This window comes from Bacteroides sp. DH3716P (genome assembly GCF_025914115.1).
GTDB lineage: Bacteria > Bacteroidota > Bacteroidia > Bacteroidales > Bacteroidaceae > Bacteroides > Bacteroides ovatus.
In genome coordinates, this window is record NZ_CP083673.1 from 859,833 (window position 1) to 880,119 (window position 20,287).

At 40.7% G+C, this 20,287-nt stretch carries 12 protein-coding genes; all 12 read left to right on the top strand.

The features are described 5' to 3' along the window. Positions 1 to 20 precede the first annotated feature (20 nt). Positions 21 to 1,643 (top strand): RagB/SusD family nutrient uptake outer membrane protein, encoded by a 1,623-nt coding sequence (locus KQP79_RS02980; protein ID WP_004305446.1) that lies wholly within the window; start codon positions 21 to 23, stop codon positions 1,641 to 1,643. A 251-nt stretch (positions 1,644 to 1,894) separates the two neighbouring features. Then, entirely contained in the window at positions 1,895 to 2,458 is a 564-nt protein-coding gene (locus KQP79_RS02985; RefSeq protein WP_004297304.1) for an L-threonylcarbamoyladenylate synthase, read from the top strand. Then, the gene (locus tag KQP79_RS02990) at positions 2,459 to 4,252 is read left to right on the top strand and encodes a chloride channel protein (RefSeq protein WP_004297305.1); all 1,794 of its coding nucleotides are present in this window, start codon (positions 2,459 to 2,461) and stop codon (positions 4,250 to 4,252) included. Positions 4,253 to 4,323: 71 nt separating this feature from the next. Continuing rightward, complete coding sequence (gene fmt, locus KQP79_RS02995) at positions 4,324 to 5,295, top strand: methionyl-tRNA formyltransferase (RefSeq protein ID WP_008776731.1); 972 nt, start codon at positions 4,324 to 4,326, stop codon at positions 5,293 to 5,295. A gap of 98 nt (positions 5,296 to 5,393) precedes the next feature. After that, positions 5,394 to 6,044 carry a ribulose-phosphate 3-epimerase gene (rpe, locus tag KQP79_RS03000; RefSeq protein WP_004311036.1) on the top strand — a complete coding sequence of 217 codons (651 nt, stop codon included), beginning with the start codon at positions 5,394 to 5,396 and terminating at the stop codon, positions 6,042 to 6,044. 8 nt (positions 6,045 to 6,052) lie between these two features. After that, on the top strand, positions 6,053 to 8,146 hold the full coding sequence (locus KQP79_RS03005) for a ComEC/Rec2 family competence protein (RefSeq protein WP_022200051.1): 2,094 nt from the start codon (positions 6,053 to 6,055) through the stop codon (positions 8,144 to 8,146). A 46-nt stretch (positions 8,147 to 8,192) separates the two neighbouring features. Further along, positions 8,193 to 9,230 (top strand): DHH family phosphoesterase, encoded by a 1,038-nt coding sequence (locus KQP79_RS03010; protein WP_061447544.1) that lies wholly within the window; start codon positions 8,193 to 8,195, stop codon positions 9,228 to 9,230. A 118-nt stretch (positions 9,231 to 9,348) separates the two neighbouring features. Further along, entirely contained in the window at positions 9,349 to 10,041 is a 693-nt protein-coding gene (locus KQP79_RS03015) for a DUF4827 domain-containing protein (RefSeq protein WP_004305441.1), read from the top strand. A 42-nt stretch (positions 10,042 to 10,083) separates the two neighbouring features. Further along, positions 10,084 to 11,472: a phosphoglucosamine mutase gene (gene glmM / locus KQP79_RS03020; RefSeq protein WP_004305440.1), complete on the top strand. Its 1,389-nt coding sequence runs from the start codon at positions 10,084 to 10,086 to the stop codon at positions 11,470 to 11,472. Between the two features lie 975 nt (positions 11,473 to 12,447). Next, positions 12,448 to 12,720, top strand: a complete 273-nt coding sequence (locus tag KQP79_RS03025; protein WP_004305439.1) for a hypothetical protein — start codon at positions 12,448 to 12,450, stop codon at positions 12,718 to 12,720. 164 nt (positions 12,721 to 12,884) lie between these two features. Then, complete coding sequence (locus KQP79_RS03030; RefSeq protein WP_004311033.1) at positions 12,885 to 16,844, top strand: helix-turn-helix domain-containing protein; 3,960 nt, start codon at positions 12,885 to 12,887, stop codon at positions 16,842 to 16,844. A 282-nt stretch (positions 16,845 to 17,126) separates the two neighbouring features. Next, positions 17,127 to 20,264, top strand: a complete 3,138-nt coding sequence (locus KQP79_RS03035; protein WP_055235515.1) for a SusC/RagA family TonB-linked outer membrane protein — start codon at positions 17,127 to 17,129, stop codon at positions 20,262 to 20,264. The last annotated feature ends 23 nt before the right edge of the window (positions 20,265 to 20,287 follow it).

A 20,287-nucleotide genomic window follows, 5' to 3' on the forward strand; every position in this document is an offset into this window, starting at 1 on the left:
CCTATTAAGACAATAACCGTATGAAAATAACATATACCTTTATAATGAAAGTTTTGCCTGCTCTTCTGGCAGCTTTGTGTTGGACTTCGTGTAGTGATTTCCTGGAAGAAGATCCGAAAGGACAATTGCCTTCGGATACCTATTTCAGCAACAAGGAAGATTTGGATGCTTCACTGACGGCTCTCTATTCCGTGATAGCAAGTTCACAGGCTAGTAATAACCTTTGTGGTACGAACTTCTTGGTGGGAGACGATATTTCCACTCATCCTTCAAGTAATAAGCAGCCTCTCCGTGAGCATGATCAGTTTGATGTGAAAGACAATAACTCGTGGTTGTCCAGTATGTGGGAACAGCGTTTCAAAGTTATCAAGGCCGCTAATTTTATCATTAATAATGCGGAGCGTACGCCGGAGGTGTCGAAAGAGGATATTAAGGTGGCTATTGCACAGGCGCATTATTGGAGAGCCTACTCTTATTTTTATCTGGTGACGACTTGGGGACGAGTTCCCATTATGCTGAAAGAAGAAATAGATTATAATGCTCCCTTAAAGACAGAGGAAGAAGTGTACGAACTGATCCTGTCTGACCTGAAAATAGCCGAAACCGGTTGTCCCGCAATGTATACAAAAGAACCTTATGCCAGAAACGGAATGAATATTGCCGTAAGTGAAGGAGCTGTGAAAGCAACAATGGCTTATGTTTATATGTGTATGGCGGGGTGGCCGCTTAATAAAGGAGTTGAATATTATAAACTGGCTGCCGCTAAAGCCAAAGAAGTGATAGACGGTGCAGATAATGGCACTTATTATTATAAACTGCTACCGGAATATAGTCAGGTATATTCGTGGGAGTACAATAATAAGAATACGGAGCTGCTGTTAGGTATCTACTATAACAGGGATGCGATGGGGCAGGCCGCTCCTTTAACTGATTTCCTTCAGGATATGAAACAGGCCGGTTGGGGAGATACGAATGGGGAAATCAAATTTTGGAAGAACTTTCCTGAAGGCCCTCGTAAAGATGCTACGTATTTCCCTAAAATCATGTTTAGCGACGGGAAACTATATGATTGGTGGTATGATACCGATCCTGCTTCTCGTGAAGTAGTCGCCCCCGTCTTTATGAAAACTGCAGAAGGAGCGGTGCGTGGAACAGAATTTGATTATACAAATCCTACCGTAGTCAATGCGTCGGGTGAGAAAACATTCCAGTTGTTACGTCTTTCGCAAGTATATTGCTGGTATGCCGAAGCGACAGGGCGTGCGGGAGAGATCAATGATCAGGCGGTCAAAGTTCTAAACGAGGTACGCAACAGGGCAGATGGTGAAGATACTGATAAATATACGACGGATATGTCTCCTGATAAACTGGCGGAAGCGGCTTACGATGAACATGGCTGGGAAATGGCGGGATACTATTGGGGAGGAATCGCCAGCAGAGCCAGGGATATGTTTAGAATGTACCGTTATAAGGATCATTTTGAATCCCGTAAGCTAAATGAGCCTATTGAGGTGGCGCACGATGTTTTCAGGAAAGAAGCTGTAGCAGTCACAGGAACTTGGGATGACAGTAAGATGTATGTTCCTTATCCTTATGAAGACGTGATTTTAAATCCGAACCTGGATAACAGTTGGAAAAACTGACAGTATTTAGTATGACTTATTGAATGATCTGTTTTTTATAGAACGATGTAGATTCTCACAATGGATTACATCGTTCTTTCTTTTTGTATGGCTTGTGGTATCAACCTATATCATTGTTCGATAGTTAAACTCTTGTCTTGTGTGCGAATAGCTGATTTGAAAGGGGAATTTAAAAACGTCGGGCTAGATTTCACTAAATGGAATAAAAGTGTTATTTTTGCATCTTGTTCTTAACGGAAATTAATCAAGAAATGATAGAAGATATTAAAAAAGCCTGTCAGGTGATGAATGAAGGAGGAGTGATCCTTTATCCCACCGATACCGTATGGGGTATAGGCTGTGATGCGACTAATGAAGAGGCTGTACGCCGCGTGTATGAGATTAAGAAGCGCGCTGACAGCAAGGCTATGCTGGTCTTGGTAGACTCTCCGGTTAAAGTAGATTTTTATGTACAGGATGTGCCTGATGTTGCATGGGATTTGATTGAAGTTGCCGACAAGCCGTTGACGATTATTTATTCCGGAGCACGTAACTTAGCATCGAATTTGCTGGCCGAGGATGGTAGTGTAGGGATTCGGGTGACGAATGAAGATTTTTCCAGACGACTCTGTCAGCAGTTCCGTAAAGCAATCGTTTCTACTTCGGCTAATGTCAGCGGGCAGCCGGGTGCGGCTAATTTTAGCGAAATCAGTGATGAAATCAAATCGGCGGTAGATTATATCGTTGGCTTTCGCCAGGACGATATGAGCCGGCCGAGACCCTCAAGTATTATTAAGTTGGAAAAAGGTGGAGTGATAAAGATAATTCGCGAATAAATGAAGGGAGAAAAACTTAGTTTATTACAGCGTTGCATCAAATGGCGGGAAGCGAATATAAAGGAGAAGCAATTTATTCTGATATTAAGTTTCCTGGTCGGAATTTTCACAGCGTTTGCCGCATTAATATTGAAATTCTTTATCCATCAGATACAGAATTTCCTAACTGATAATTTTAATGCAACGGAAGCTAACTACCTGTATTTGGTATATCCGGTAGTCGGGATTTTTCTTGCAGGTTGGTTTGTTCGTAACATTGTTAAGGATGACATCAGTCATGGAGTCACCAAAATTCTATATGCTATTTCCCGTAGACAGGGACGTATCAAGCGACATAATATCTGGTCCTCTACCATTGCCAGTGCGATCACCATCGGGTTTGGTGGATCGGTTGGAGCAGAGGCGCCGATTGTACTGACAGGTTCGGCAATCGGTTCCAATTTAGGGAGTGTATTCAAGATGGAGCACCGCACGCTGATGTTGCTCGTCGGCTGTGGCGCGGCAGGTGCGATTGCCGGCATTTTTAAAGCTCCGATTGCGGGATTGGTATTTACATTGGAAGTCTTGATGATCGACTTGACCATGTCCTCTTTACTTCCCCTGCTGATTTCTGCCGTGACAGCGGCAACCGTTTCATATATAATCACCGGTACGGAGGCTATGTTTAAGTTTCATTTAGATCAGGCATTCGAACTGGAACGTATTCCTTTCGTTATTTTACTGGGAATTTTTTGCGGACTGATTTCATTGTACTTTACGCGTGCCATGAATTCGGTGGAAGGTGTCTTTGGTAAACTCAACAACCCTTATAAGAAACTGGCTTTCGGTGGTGTGATGTTGAGTATATTGATCTTCCTTTTCCCGCCTCTTTATGGTGAAGGATATGATACCATTAATCTTTTGCTGAATGGAACGTCTGCGGCAGAGTGGGATACGGTCATGAACAATTCTATGTTTTATGGTTATGGCAATTTGCTGCTGGTTTATCTGATGCTGATTATTCTGCTGAAGGTCTTTGCTTCCAGTGCAACGAATGGTGGCGGTGGTTGTGGTGGTATCTTTGCACCTTCGCTTTATCTGGGATGTATCGCCGGGTTTGTCTTTTCTCATTTTAGCAATGACTTTGCTTTCTCCGCTTATTTGCCGGAAAAGAATTTTGCATTGATGGGAATGGCGGGAGTGATGAGTGGCGTTATGCATGCTCCGTTGACAGGAGTGTTCCTGATCGCTGAATTGACAGGGGGATATGATTTATTTCTTCCGTTGATGATTGTATCTGTAAGTTCATATCTGACCATTATAGCTTTCGAACCTCATAGTATCTATTCGATGCGTTTAGCTAAGAAGGGACAGTTGCTTACACACCATAAGGATAAAGCTGTGTTGACGTTGATGAAGATGGAGAATGTGGTGGAGAAAGATTTCGTTGTCGTACATCCGGAAATGGATTTGGGCGAATTAGTGAAAGCAATTGCTGCTTCCCATCGAAATGTCTTCCCGGTGACAGATAAAAAAACAGGTGAATTGTTAGGTATTGTACTTCTTGACGACATTCGTAACATTATGTTCCGGCAAGAACTTTATCACCGTTTCACTGTTAATAAATTAATGACATCTGCCCCTGCCAAGATATTCGATACGGATGGAATGGAGCAGGTGATGCAGACGTTTGATGATACGAAAGCCTGGAATCTTCCGGTAGTGGATGAAGAAGGGCGATATCAGGGATTTGTTTCTAAATCGAAGATATTTAATTCATACCGGCAAGTTTTGGTACATTTCTCTGAAGACTAACCGACAATCGGCAAGATGCCGGAGCCGGGGTTATGCAGATAACAGGTTGCTATGCAGATTATAAGACGATTATGAAAAAAGAAGATTTAAGAATAGTATATATGGGGACTCCCGATTTTGCGGTAGAGGCCCTGCGTCAATTAGTAGAAGGCGGTTATAATGTAGTGGGTGTGATTACAATGCCCGATAAGCCTGCCGGACGCGGACATAAGATTCAGTATTCTCCTGTAAAGCAATATGCGCTTGAACAAAATTTACCGTTACTTCAACCGGAAAGGTTAAAAGATGAGGTTTTTGTAGAAGCATTGCGTGAATGGAAGGCGGACTTGCAGATTGTAGTTGCTTTTCGTATGTTGCCGGAAGTGGTATGGAATATGCCACGACTGGGTACGTTCAATCTTCATGCTTCTTTGCTTCCTCAATACCGTGGAGCTGCGCCCATTAATTGGGCGGTTATCAATGGTGATACGGAAACAGGAATTACTACTTTCTTTTTGAAACACGAGATAGACACCGGAGAAGTCATTCAGCAAGTACATGTACCTATTGCAGATACGGATAATGTGGAAGTGGTACATGATAAGTTGATGGTACTGGGAGGAAAACTGGTTCTTGAAACGGTAGACGCTATATTGAATGGAACGGTAAAACCGATTCCTCAAGAAGAAATGGCGGTTGTCGGTGAACTTCGTCCTGCTCCGAAGATCTTTAAAGAAACCTGTCGGATTGACTGGAATCAGCCGGTGAAGAAGATATATGATTTTATCCGTGGATTATCACCTTATCCTGCTGCCTGGAGTGAACTGATTACTTCTGAAGAAGGAGCAGCAGTGGTCGTGAAGATATTTGAAAGCGAGAAGATTTATGAATCACATCAATTAGCTACAGGAACAATTGTGACCGATGGAAAAAAATTCATGAAAGTAGCTGTACCGGATGGATTTGTATCTATTCTTTCTTTACAGCTTCCCGGTAAAAAACGTCTGAAAATAGATGAATTGCTTCGTGGATATCACCTGGAAGATGGTTGTCTGATGAAGTAATTAATCGGATGAGCAGAATAAAACGAGCAAGCCATTAGATTATAAATAGAATAAAACGTCCCGAATAAGAGACGGCTAGAACCTAAAATAAAAGAATTATGAAACCGATTATCGCTCCTTCCATTCTTTCTGCCGATTTTGGATATTTGGCAAAGGACATTGAAATGGTAAACCGCAGTGAAGCGGAGTGGGTACATATTGATATTATGGACGGAGTATTTGTTCCGAACATTTCATTTGGCTTTCCGGTACTGAAATATGTGGCGAAGTTAAGCCAGAAACCGCTGGATGTGCATTTGATGATTGTGAATCCGGAAAAGTTTATTCCGGAGGTAAAAGCGTTGGGCGCTCATACGATGAATGTACATTATGAAGCTTGCCCGCATCTGCATCGGGTGATTCAACAAATCAGAGAAGCTGGGATGCAGCCTGCTGTAACTATCAATCCAGCCACTCCTGTAGCTCTTTTACAAGATATTATCCGGGATGTATATATGGTGCTTATCATGAGCGTGAATCCGGGATTTGGCGGACAGAAGTTTATCGAACATTCAGTAGAAAAAGTTCGTGAGCTGCGTGCCCTGATTGAACGGACAGGTTCGAAAGCGCTCATTGAAGTAGACGGTGGGGTGAATCTGGAAACAGGTGCCCGCTTGGTTGAGGCGGGAGCCGATGCGCTGGTGGCTGGAAATGCTGTCTTTGCGGCACCCGATCCGGAAGCGATGATTAGTCAGTTGCACGAACTGTAACTCATCAGTTGAGTACTTTTTACATCCATCGATATCCCTATATACGCCTGATTATCCCTTGGATAACAGGCGTTTTTTGTGGAGATCATTTTTTTGACCGTTCATGGGAACTTTTTTGGAGTATTCTAGCCCTTGGACTTTGTATTGCTTTATTATTTGTGCTTTATTTCCTGAAACGCCATTCTTTGCGATGGTGTTTTGGATTAGCAGTCTCTATCCTTTGTTTTATAGGAGGATGGCTTGGAATAACTTGGCAATTACAACACGCTGTCTACTCTTTTCCGGAAGAAGAAACAGTGTATCGGGTTTTAATAACGGATGCACCTCAAGCGAAAGAACATACCTACCTCTGCCAGACATTATTAAAGGAACGTCGTGATACTGCCGGCACATATCCGATAGAACGTACTGCAATCCTTTATCTACAGCAAGATTCGGCCGTCACCCGGTTGAAAAGTGGAGATGAACTGCTGATTTCTGCCCGTATTTCTCCCCCTCTCAACAATCGCAACTTTGATGAATTTGATTATGCCCGCTTCCTGATGCGGAAAGGAATCAGTGGAACAGGATATGTTGCATCCGGGAAATGGACAAAACAGGACGGAATGAATAACCTTGATCTCAAAAGTATAGCCAGCTCTTGCCGAAGAAAGATGATTTCACTTTATCAGAAACTAGGGTTTTCCGGCGATGAACTGGCTGTACTTTCAGCACTGACCATAGGAGACAAAACGGAATTAAGTGATTCGGTTCGTGAAAGTTATTCGGTGGCCGGTGCAAGTCATATTCTAGCTCTATCCGGTTTGCATATCGGGCTTTTATATACATTGCTTTTTTTCATACTGAAACCTATTGCCCGAAGAGGAAATATAGGTAGAGTTATACGTTCTGTTCTTCTTCTTATCCTATTATGGGCTTTTGCCTTTTTCACAGGACTTTCTCCTTCGGTAGTACGCTCGGTCAGTATGTTTTCGATTTTAGCAATGGCAGATATGGTTGGTCGCCAACCGCTATCTTTAAATACATTGGCGGCAGCTGCATGGTTGATGTTATTCTGCAATCCGGCATGGTTGTTTGATGTTGGTTTCCAGCTCTCTTTCCTTGCTGTTGCTTCCATCCTATTGATTCAAAAGCCAATCTATCACCTGATTACGGTGAAAGGTAGAATAGGAAAATATATTTGGGGACTGATAAGTGTGTCTGTTGCTGCACAAATAGGAACAGCTCCGCTTGTCATGTTTTATTTCTCCCGGTTTTCTGTACATTTTCTATTGACGAACTTGGTTGTTATTCCTTTCATTACGATTATCCTGTATGCTGCTGTCATTATGCTTCTTCTGACTCCTCTTTCGTGGCTTCAGATCGTAGTGGCCGAAGGTGTTAAGAAACTATTGGAAGGACTTAATTTCTTCGTCCGATGGGTGGAACAGCTTCCTTACGCTTCTATAGATGGAATCTGGCTTTATCAGTCAGAAATATTGGGTATCTATATCGTTGGCTTTTTGTTAACCTATTATTTCATGAACCGTCGATACCGGAATTTATTGATTTGTCTTTTTACTATCTTATTACTAGGGACTTATCATGCAACATTATATTGGCTAGATCGTCCCCGGACAAGTCTGGTCTTCTATAACGTGCGCGGTTGCCCTGCAGTACATTGCATTGAGAGCGATGGACGTTCCTGGATAAACTATGTAGATACTATCCCCAATGAAAAACGTCTGAAACGCATGGCTGCTAACTATTGGAAGCATCATCACCTTCTGCCTCCCAAAGAAATAACTGGCGATTGCCGGTATATGGTACTTAATCGTCAGCAGCAGATTATATCCTATCATGGCTGTCATATTTGTGTAATAAATGATAACCATTGGCGGAACAAAACCACCGTTTCTCCGTTATATATTCAGTATCTTTACTTATGCAAAGGATATGACGGACATCTGGAAGAGCTCACCCGAATCTTTTCTTTCTCTTACGTCATATTGGACGCATCTCTCTCGGAATACCGCAGACACCTCCTTGAAAGCGAATGCAAGCAATCCGGTCTGCGGTTTATCTCGCTATCCGACGAAGGTTCTGTCCGCTTTTTGCTCTAAGTACAAAGATTTATCGTACATTTGCACCTTGATAAAGTATAAGAGTATGTTGACGAAAGTAATTGAACAAGCCAAAATAGACCATTTTACCAAATGGTTTGAACGAGCTGACAAAATAGTAATTGTATCTCATGTTTCTCCTGACGGCGATGCTATCGGTTCTTCATTGGGATTATATCATTTTTTAGATTCACAAGAGAAAACAGTAAACGTAATTGTGCCGAATGCTTTTCCCGATTTTCTGCGGTGGATGCCGGGCAGTAAGGATATCCTGTTGTATGACCGTTACAAAGACTTTGCAGATAAATTGATCGCCGAAGCAGACGTCATCTGTTGCCTCGATTTCAATGCACTGAAGCGTATCGACGATATGGCAGATGCTGTGGCCGCTTCTCCGGCACGTAAAATAATGATCGATCATCATTTATATCCCGAAGATTTCTGTAAGATAGTAATGTCCTATCCCAAAATATCTTCTACTTCCGAACTGATATTCCGTCTCATCTGCCGTATGGGATATTTCAGTGATATCTCTAAGGAAGGCGCAGAATGTATCTACACAGGGATGATGACAGATACCGGTGGGTTCACCTATAACTCGAACAACCGGGAGATTTATTTTATCATTAGCGAACTCCTTTCTAAAGGAATCGATAAAGATGATATTTATCGTAAGGTGTACAACACCTATTCGGAGAGCCGTTTACGTTTGATGGGATATGTATTATCGAACATGACTGTGTATTCGGATTATAATTCGGCTTTAATCACCCTGACAAAAGCAGAGCAAAGTAAATTCAACTATATAAAAGGCGATAGCGAAGGCTTTGTTAATATTCCTCTTTCCATTAAAAATGTCTGTTTCTCTTGCTTTTTGAGGGAAGATACCGAGAAACCGATGATTAAAATATCCCTTCGTTCAGTAGGAACCTTCCCATGCAATCAGTTAGCTGCCGAATTCTTCCATGGAGGAGGTCACTTGAATGCTTCAGGCGGTGAATTTTTCGGAACGATGGAAGAGGCAAAAGCGGTCTTTGAAAAGGCGCTTGAGAAATATAGACCTTTACTAACAGCGAAAAGCTAAAGATGGAAGGTTAAAAGTGAATATGGAAAGGTTAAAAGATACGAACTTTCAACTTCCCCCTTTCAACTTTTAATGATTTTGAGATACATTTGTGCGGAATATAGCTAAATAACAGATAATGAAAAAACTTGTATTTTTATTTCTCTCTTTGTTAACCGCCGGAAGTCTGTTCCAGGCATGCGACAATTCGAAGACTTATGCAGAAATGCTGGAAGACGAGAAAAATGCGGTGAATAAGTTCATCAAAGATAATGATATTCGTGTCATTTCATTGGAAGAGTTTGAACGGGATACGATTACAGCTTCTAAAGAAGCGGGGAATGGATATGACGAATACGTTGCTTTCTCCAATGGCGTATATATGCAGATCGTAGATCGTGGAGGAAAAGAGGATAAGAATGGAGTTGAAGTTATTAATGAGGTAGATACTTTTGCTAACAATAATGTCATTTGTACCCGCTATGTAGAACAGGATATGATGACAGGAGATACTACATGTTTCAATGTTCCTTTGGAAAGATGGATGGATGTTCCTGATTATTATAAGTTTCCATTAACATTCCGTTATGTGCAAAACACGTCTACTGTTTATGGAATCGTTTTATCCGGTAGTTTGGATTACGATTTATTATGGAATAGTAAAGGTTATGGAACTGCAATTCCATCCGGATGGCTGATTGCCTTACCTTATTTGCGTAATAATGCGCATGTACGCCTGATTGTGCCTTCTAAGATGGGACATACAACTGCACAACAATATGTCAATCCTTATTTCTATGATATCCGGAAGTTCGAGAAAGCAAAAAGCTAAAGCACTAACATTAGATAAATCAAATCTTTAACTAAAGAACCTATGACTCTAATCAAATCTATCTCTGGAATCCGCGGAACTATCGGCGGAGGAGCGGGAGAAGGACTGAACCCGCTTGACATTGTAAAATTCACCTCGGCTTATGCTACTTTGATTCGTAGAACCTGCAAGGCAAAGAGTAATAAGATTGTTGTGGGACGTGATGCCCGCATTTCCGGTGAAATGGTAAAAAACGTAGTAGTCGGCACATTGATGGGAATGGGCTGGGATGTAGTAGACATTGATCTTGCTTCTACCCCGACCACAGAACTTGCTGTAACAATGGAAGGCGCCTGTGGCGGTATTATCCTGACAGCTTCTCATAACCCGAAACAGTGGAACGCACTGAAATTGCTGAATGAACATGGTGAATTTCTGAATGCAGCCGAAGGCAACGAAGTACTTCGTATTGCTGAAGCTGAAGAATTTGACTATGCCGATGTCGACCATCTGGGATCTTACCGCAAAGACCTGACTTATAATCAGAAACATATCGACAGTGTATTGGCTCTCGACCTGGTAGATGTAGAAGCTATCAAGAAAGCCAATTTCCGTGTAGCGATTGACTGTGTGAACTCTGTAGGCGGTATCATTCTCCCTGAACTTCTTGAACGTTTGGGTGTGAAACATGTAGAAAAACTCTACTGTGAACCTACCGGCAATTTCCAACACAACCCCGAACCGCTTGAAAAGAACCTCGGTGACATCATGAACTTAATGAAAGGTGGAAAGGCCGATGTAGCTTTTGTTGTAGACCCCGATGTTGACCGTCTGGCAATGATCTGCGAGAATGGCGTAATGTACGGTGAAGAATATACACTGGTTACTGTTGCCGACTATGTACTGAAACATACCCCCGGTAACACTGTTTCTAATTTGAGCTCTACTCGTGCTTTGCGTGATGTAACTCGCAAGTATGGAATGGAATACAGCGCTTCTGCCGTAGGCGAAGTAAATGTTGTAACGAAGATGAAAGCAACCAATGCCGTTATCGGCGGTGAGGGAAATGGTGGAGTAATTTATCCTGCTAGTCACTACGGACGTGATGCATTGGTAGGCATCGCATTATTCCTTAGCCATCTGGCTCACGAAGGAAAAAAGGTTAGCGAGCTCCGTGCTACTTATCCTCCTTACTTCATTGCTAAAAACCGTGTAGACTTGACTCCGGAAATCGATGTAGATGCTATCCTTGCCAAAGTGAAGGAAATCTATAAGAACGAAGAAATCAACGATATCGACGGTGTGAAAATAGACTTTGCCGACAAATGGGTGCATTTGCGCAAGAGTAATACAGAACCGATCATCCGTGTGTATAGTGAAGCTTCTACTATGGAAGCTGCCGAGGAAATCGGTCAGAAGATAATGGATGTGATTAATGAATTAGCAAAATAATATCCTGTAAAATAGGATTTTATTTATAACATTTGAGTCTCGTATATCATAAAGATAACTGAATAAGTTGTCTCATTGATATACGAGACTTTTTATTAGGATGATATCCACTGAATAATGATAGTTACTCTTCTCCTTGAGTATTAACAATAAAGTTTCTTTTGATTAAGTCTAAACTTCCTTTCGTCCAATAGTAAACTTCTCTTTTGTTATTTACAAACTTAAAATGCAAGCTTCATTTTTATAAATGCAAGTTTTGTTTTTAAAAACGGAACCTTTGTTTTTATAAATGAAGCTTGCATTTATAGATTGGAAGGGATGAAAAGCAACTTTACTGTTAATAAAAAGAAAGTTTGGACTTAATCAAGAGCAACTTTTCTATTAATAGATTACATGAGAAGTAAGCAGTATTGAGAGGAAACTAATCTATATAGCTTACTTCTCTACTTCGTTAGAATAGATACGCCACAAGAATATCAATTGATATACAAAACTTTATAGGTCTTATATCAATGATAAACACATGGCTTAATTATACAGAATTGATATATGAAAAGCACAATTGAGGGAAAATTGTAGTATATTTGTACTGTTCTTTGAGGCGTCTTTATTATTAAGGAAGCGTTTAGTGCTTTTTCTCAAGTGCGAATCTGGACAATTCGAGCTGTGTTGAGGAAATAAACAAAACGTTCTTCCTTTGGTTTGTATGTTGCATCTAGGTACTGATATACAGTCAAGGGCGTGAGCTGTTTTTGCTTGTATCCAACACAGAGGTAGTTCAGAACCTGCACTTGGATATAAGTTTAGCGGTCTCGCGCTTCTTTTGTGTATACACTTCTGTTGAGACTAGGAAGGAACTAATAAATTGAAAAACATACAAACAGTACAAGTGTTGCCAGTAATGTTGCTAATGTCCGTAACAGTATCAGCAAGAGACCTAACAGGTTTTGAACAGCTTATTGATAAACGTACGACATGAAAATAAAACTGATTGCATTATTTATAATGATGGGATCGTTGGCTGCCGTAGCTGATAATGATACTTATTTCTTTTCAAAAGTAGATTATGGTTCAGTGTTCGTTGTTCAAACAGCCGATGGATTCTTGTATCAGATAATTTTAATTGGCAGGATTTTTTTCCGGTGTGGGGTGGTGAGACGGAGGCAAAGATTGGCTGTTTCGCGGATGGGAATTGGCAAGAATGAAAGAGGCGGAATCCTTGGATTGTGCGAATTAGTAGTGAAGTAGTTGCTGAAAAATAGAGGTACTTGATAAAATAGAGTTGCATTTTCCGTATAAAAACGTATCTTTGTGTAAAGAGAATTAAAGACATCGATTATTAATGGCTATTTTCTTTCGCACTACGAAACAGAACATATAAGCGATTGCCTGATATTTAATAGATGATATTAATGATTAACACAATGAAAATACGCTTGATTTTGTCTTTTGTTTTATTGATTTATTCATTGGTCTGTCAAGCAGATGGCGGTAAAGATTCATATATCTTCCGGAAAGTAGATTATCAGCAAGGATTATCCAATAGTGCTGTGCTTTGTCTTTTTCAAGACAATACAGGGTTGATGTGGTTTGGTACATACGATGGTGTCAATTGTTATGATGGCCGAAACATGGAAGTTTTTCGTTCTGATTTTTCAGCCCCCAAAGCTTTGAGTAATAATGTAATCCATTCTATTCAGCAGGCAGATAATAATTGTTTGTGGATTTCTACACATTTGGGTATCAATCGTCTTTCACAGGATTCGCGGCAAGTTGTCGGATATTATGACTTTACAGATGATTATTATCTACATTCCAATTCTAAAGGAAACACATGGGTGGTGAGTCATGGTGGAATTTTCTACTATAATACATCTTATAAACGATTTGTACAGATTAAGAATCTGAAAGTACCCGTAGAAGATATGGATAAACGGGCATTCGTAACGGATGATGGTGTTTTGTGGATTTTCACTCAACAAACAGGGGAGCTGTTACAGGTTTCGCAGGATGCTTTTGATTGTGACACATTATCAATTCATTCAACTGTTTCATCTACTGATTTTCATGCGAAACCTATTGAAGATGTCTTTTATCAGAATGGCGTTCTTTGTTTTATCGATAGTGAGCATGATCTTTATGTTTATGATATTTCCCGACAATCTAAAATTTATATTCGTAACCTTTCTTCATTAGTGCAGAAGAATGGAACTATTGCAGGAATAGCCCTTTTCTATGAAGATATTATTATTGGTTTTCGAACGAATGGGTTAGTCCGTCTCCGTACTTCACAAAAATATAAAGAAGAAGTGGTCGACCGGAATGTACGTATATATAGTATTTATCGAGATCCTCATCAGAATGTCTTATGGGTTGCTTCGGACGGACAAGGAACGATTATGTATGCTAAGAAATATTCTATTGCCACCAATTTGATGCTCAATCAACTGTCATCTAACTTAAGCAGGCAGGTACGTTCTGTTATGACAGACGATAGTGGTGGACTATGGTTCGGGACGAAAGGTGATGGACTGCTGCATATACCGGATTATCGTGAGAATGAGGAGGCTTCTGCCGTTACAGTTTACTCTCCTGAAGGAAAGCAAAATGTTGTGTCTTATATACGATGGAATAAAGAATTTCCTGTTTATAAATTGGTTCAAAGCCGTTATATGGATGGCTTTTGGATAGGATCTGGAGATCCGGGACTATTTTACTATTCTTTTGAAGACAAAGCTTTGCATTCTGTGGAGAATCTGCCGGCACAACCCACCGAGATACATGGCATTTATGAGGAAAATGATAGTGTACTTTATGTGGTGACAGCCGGTTCCGGTTTTCATAAATTAATACTTGAGAAGCAGGCAGGTACCATTCGTTTCAAGTCGCAGAAAAGTTATCATTTTTTTCACGGTCAGCGAGAAATTACGATGTTCTATCCAATGTTGCCCGAAGGGGATTCTATTTTGTGGCTTGGCAGTCGGGAGAAAGGACTCGTACGGTTTGATAAGCGGACTGAAGAATATAAAGTGATTTCTTTGAAAGAAATGCTTCATAAGTCGGTAGACGATGTGCTCAGCCTGTATCGGACCAAAGAAGGGTTGTTATATGTAGGGACAACATCAGGATTGGTATGTTTGAATTCTAATGGCAAACAGATGAAAGCTACCTATATCGGACGGGAGCAAGGTTTGCTCAATGATATGATTCATGGTGTACTTGAAGATGAGAACGGACTCTTATGGCTTGGTACGAATCGGGGGCTGATTAAATATAATCCGATAAATGGCTCATCACATGCCTACTTTTACAGTGCAGGTGTTCAAATCGGTGAGTTTAGTGATGATGCTTATTACATGTGTCCATATACACAGGAGCTTTTTTTCGGTGGGATTGACGGGTTGCTTTATTTGGATAAAGAGGTGCAGGCTGCTCCGGAATTTTATCCGGATATTTTGTTACGTAAGTTGACTGTTGGACATACGCAAGTGGTTCAGGGGGATGGAGATTACTATACAGACGATGGTAAGGCATTACAGTTGAAGGGGACGGAGGTTTCATTTGCACTTTCTTTTGTTGTTCCGGATTTTTTATCAGGAGAAGATATAGAATATTCTTACCAGTTGGAAGGATATGATAAGGATTGGACCTCTTTTAGTAGTATTAATGAAGCCTCATATACAGGAGTGCCGGCAGGTGATTATATCTTTAAGGTACGCTATAAGAGGGATGTATTTGATACAGAATATCGGCATTTTTCTATTCCGGTATATATCCTTTCTCCCTGGTATCGATCGGTGGCGGCTTATTTTGTTTATTTGATCATTTTTTTGTTGTTGTTAGGGTACGTGATATATTTGCTACGTAAAAACTACCTTCAGGAACGGATGATGAAAACACTGATGGGGACAGAAAGTTGCCGGAAATCCGAGACTGTATATACAAACCGTAGGATGCTTGAAGATTTTACTCTTATTTATAATTATTGTGACCAATTGCGTGCAGAGAATCTTTCTTATGAGCAATGTCTTGAGAAAGTGTCACTGATACGCGAAACTGTGATGAGCGCACTTCTTAATCCTGACGCTCTGTTTTTGGAAGAACTTAAACAATTCTTTCCGGATCGGTTTATTGTTTCTGCGCGTATGAGTATACAGGGAGTTTCTCAAGAGGTGTTGCGTACGTTGGAAGAACAAGGGATTGATCATTCTTCTATATCGTCAATGATTCCGGAACACTTAACATTTCCAGTTTACAAGAATGCGTTATACAGTATTCTTTATTGCTGCTATCTCCGGATTACTGAAATGAAGGGTACTCATGGCGTAATAGTAGAAATGTCAGAACAGGATGGTAAGATGCAGCTACATTTTTCTTCTAAAGATGCTACTGCGAAAGCGTTGTATGAATATCTTTCAGATAAAGCTTCTTCAGTGACGGAGAAAGATTCCGATCATGTGTTTGTTGTGCATTTACTTTTAGGTTTTGTACGGTCAGCTTTGGAACGTATTCATGCCGTTCTTCGTTATGATGATGATGAGAGTGGTAGTCGGTTGACGATTATCTTTGAACCGGCGGTCTTGACAGTAGCAGGTGAACAAGGGAAAAAAACTGTGCTTTTGTTGGAAGACAGAGATGAAATGACTTGGTTGATTAGTAATTTCCTGGCTGATGAATACGTGGTTCATCAAGTAAAGAGTGTGCAGCTTGCTTTTGACGAAATTCGTCGGTCGGCTCCGGCTCTATTATTAGTGGATATGACAATGTATGCCAATGCTGAAAGTACTTTTATGGAGTATGTTAGCCGGAATCGTACTCTGCTTTCAAAGACAGCTTTTATTCCATTGTTAACCTGGAAAGTTGGTTCGGCCATTCAGCGGGAACTGATCTTGTGGTCTGATTCTTATATTGTACTTCCTTATGATATATTATTCTTGCGGGAAGTTGTCCATAATGCTATTTATGGAAAGCGGGAAGCGAAGCAGATATATATGGAGGAACTGGGAGATTTGGCGGGACAGATTGTCTGTACAACTACCGAACAAGCTGATTTTATTCGTAAATTGTTAAAGGTGATTGAAGAAAACCTGGACAAGGAAGAACTGGGCTCAACGTTGATCGCTGATCGTATGGCAATGAGTTCCCGTCAGTTCTATCGTAAATTCAAGGAAATTTCCAATACTGCTCCCGGTGATTTAATAAAGAGTTACCGTATGGAAAAGGCAGCCCGCCTGTTACTTGATGAAGAACTTTCTATTCAAGATGTTATTATGGAGGTCGGTATTTCCAGCCGGTCTTATTTTTATAAAGAGTTTACCCGTCGGTTCGGGATGACACCGAAAGATTATCGGGAACAGCGAAAGGTATGCTGATTGTCAGGTTAAATTCTTTCGTATAGGTGATTAGTTGGGAAACATTATTATTTATTTGTTTGTCACAACCTTGTGCTCTAAATTCCTTTTGTCGATTTTATTGTATTGATTATTAGTGTGTTAATCTGTGCTCTAATTTACCATTCTGTGCTTTAGATATGTGTCTTTATTTTGCCGTTTTTTTGGCAAGGTAGAGCATTGGACTTTTATTCGAATAGCCTTTATTTGCAACAATCTTTTTAAAGGGAATTAACCTTATTACTAATCAAATTTAAAGGAATTATGAATGAAAAACTAAAGTATCTTACCTTATTTGTAATAGGTATGATGTTGAGTTTGGGCATGAATGCTCAATCTGTAAAATCAATCTCCGGTACGGTAACCGATGATCAGGGAGAGGCGGTTATCAGTGGTACGGTGAAAGTTAAAAACGGTAGTACAGGAACAATCACTGACATTAACGGTAAATACACTCTCTCTGTTCCTTCCAATGCCACCTTGGTGTTTTCGTATATTGGTTATATCACACAAGAATTTAAAGTCTCGGAATTAAAGAGTAATGTTCTGAACGTAGTTCTGCAATCGGATACGAAAGCACTGGACGAAGTAGTCGTTGTAGGTTATGGTACCATGCGCAAATCAGACTTGACGGGTTCCATTTCCACAGCCAAAGGTAAAGACATGCTGAAAGCACAATCATTCAATGCGCTTGACGGATTGAAGGGTAAAGTGGCCGGTGTGAATATCTTCTCTAATACCGGTCAGCCGGGTGGAGAATCACGTGTCATCATTCGTGGTATTTCTACTATCAACGCGTCGGCATCACCGCTGTACGTAGTAGATGGAGTGGTGATGTCAAACTTCGAATTGCTTAATCCGAATGATATCGAATCTATCGAAGTATTGAAAGATGCTTCCTCTGCTGCCATCTATGGTGCCCGTGGTGCGAATGGTGTTATCATGGTGACTACCAAGCGCGGTAATGCAGGAAAAGGAGTCCATGTTTCCTATGATGGTTCATTGTCTATCGGTAAGATGGCTAGAAAAATAGATGTAATGGATGCTAACGAATGGATGTCTACCTTCAAGCAGGGATTGGAAAATGCCAACGAATTTCAAGGCAAGAACTTCACAACTGATCTGTCACAGATATTCACAGACGAACGTTTGTTCAATGCAGACGGTTCTCCGAAATATAATACCAACTGGCAGGATGAAGCATCCCGCACTGCCATCTCTCATAACCATCAGATCAGTATCCAACGTACAGGAGAAGGATCTTCTATCGGAGCATTCATCAATTATACCGATCAACAGGGTATTTTGTTGAATTCTTACTTCAAACGTATCAATGCAAAATTGGCGTATGATGACAAACCGACTGATTGGCTGTCTACTTCCGTTAATTTATTAGTAAATCATACTTGGGGTAATAGAACTTCTGATAACCCTTACGGACAAGGCGCATTGCGTACGATGATCGAACAGTTGCCTTTCTTACCGGTTAAGCTGGATGGTGAATATACGCAGACGAACATTATTAATACAAGCTCTATTCTCAATAATCAGACTGATCCTAATAGCGGAAAACAAGGATTCAGCCCGGAAGGTGTAGGTAATCCCGTTGAGTTGCTCGAACGGATGCAGGCTATGCAATATCGTACGCAGATTTTTGGTAATGCTGCTTTGACTTTCCATCTCATGAAAGGATTGGATTTGAAGACCCAGTTCGGTATCGACTACCACAATAATCGTGATGCTAACTATACGCCGTTCACTCCGCGTCCGATGATTAATCAAAGTTCCGAGGGAGCAGCTTCTGCAAATAACTCCAACTCTTTGTATTGGCAGGAAGAAACCTATTTGACTTATGTGAAAGATATAAACAAACATCACATTAATGCAATGGCGGGTATGTCTTGGCAAGAGTATAATTATACCAAATTCGAAGCTTCCGACAGTAAGTATATTGATGACTTCTACGGATATTATAATTTAGGTTCCGGAACGAACCGTCCTTCTGTAGGCAATGATTACGACAAGTGGGCGATGAACTCTTATTTCTTGCGTCTGGCATATTCTTATGACAACAAGTATATGGCTACCGTAACCGGTCGTTATGATGGCTCTTCCAAATTCGGACAGAACAATAAATATGCATTTTTCCCGTCAGTCGGCTTGGGTTGGATGATTTCTAATGAAGACTTTTTGAAAGATAACTCATTGATCAGCAAGCTGAAATTACATACTTCTTACGGTCTGACAGGTAATTCGGAAATTGGTACATATAAATCATTGGCTACGGTGAGCCAGTCGAATACGATCATTGGTGATGCTCTGCACGTAGTGTCTTATCTGGACAATATGCCTAATCCGGACCTGAAATGGGAAAAGACAGGACAGTGGGACTTAGGATTCGAGTTGGGTTTATTCAATAACAGACTGAATTTCGATATTTCCTATTATTATAAGTATACTTCGGATTTGTTGCTCGACCGTCCGGTTCCTGAATCAACAGGTTACTCTTCCATTATGGATAATATTGGAGCCGTTTCCAATCGTGGTTTAGATATTCTGGTTACAGCATATCCTATTCAGACACATGATTTCCAATGGACTTCCACTCTTAATTTAGGTTTCAACAAAAATCGTGTAGAGAAACTGGATGAAAGTGCATCTGTTGATCCTGTCACCGGTAAGCGTCAGATTACAACCGATGGTTTTGTGGGTTACGATATGTTGATCCGTGAAGGTGAAGAGCTTTCTTCTTTCTATGGTTATAAGCGTGCCGGTATTTACGATGGTATTCCGTCTAACTGGGATCCGGAGACAATGAACATACCTTCCACTATCGGTGAAAAGGTAACTTATAAGAAACGCGAAATTATCGGTAACGGATTACCTGACTGGATGGGCTCATTTATCAATACCTTCAATTATAAAGGATTTGATTTGACTTTAGACTTTCAGTTTACATGGGGGGTAGACGTGATGCAAGAATATTATCACTCTACTGTAGCCCGTTTCCTAACTAACGGTATAGACCGTCTTTATAAGGAAGCATGGCATCCAACTCTCAATCCGTCGGGTAAAGAACAGGCAATTCGTCTGAATAACTTTGGTCAGGGAGCTAATAACCAGGCAGATGATGACTGGGTTTGCAATGGTTCTTATTTGCGTTGTAACATGATTCAGCTCGGATATACCTTCAATCCAACATTGATTAAGAAGATCGGTCTGTCTTCATTGCGTTTGTATGCGAATGTGAATAACGCGTTCCTGATTACTTCTAAGGACTATAACGGATACGATCCGGATAACTCATCTCGTTTAGGTGACAACAAATGGGGGGCTAACCGCCAATTCTTCACCTATCCGCGTCCGAGAACGTTTACGTTCGGTCTTAATGTAGCATTTTAATTCACCGTTATAAAAACTATAAG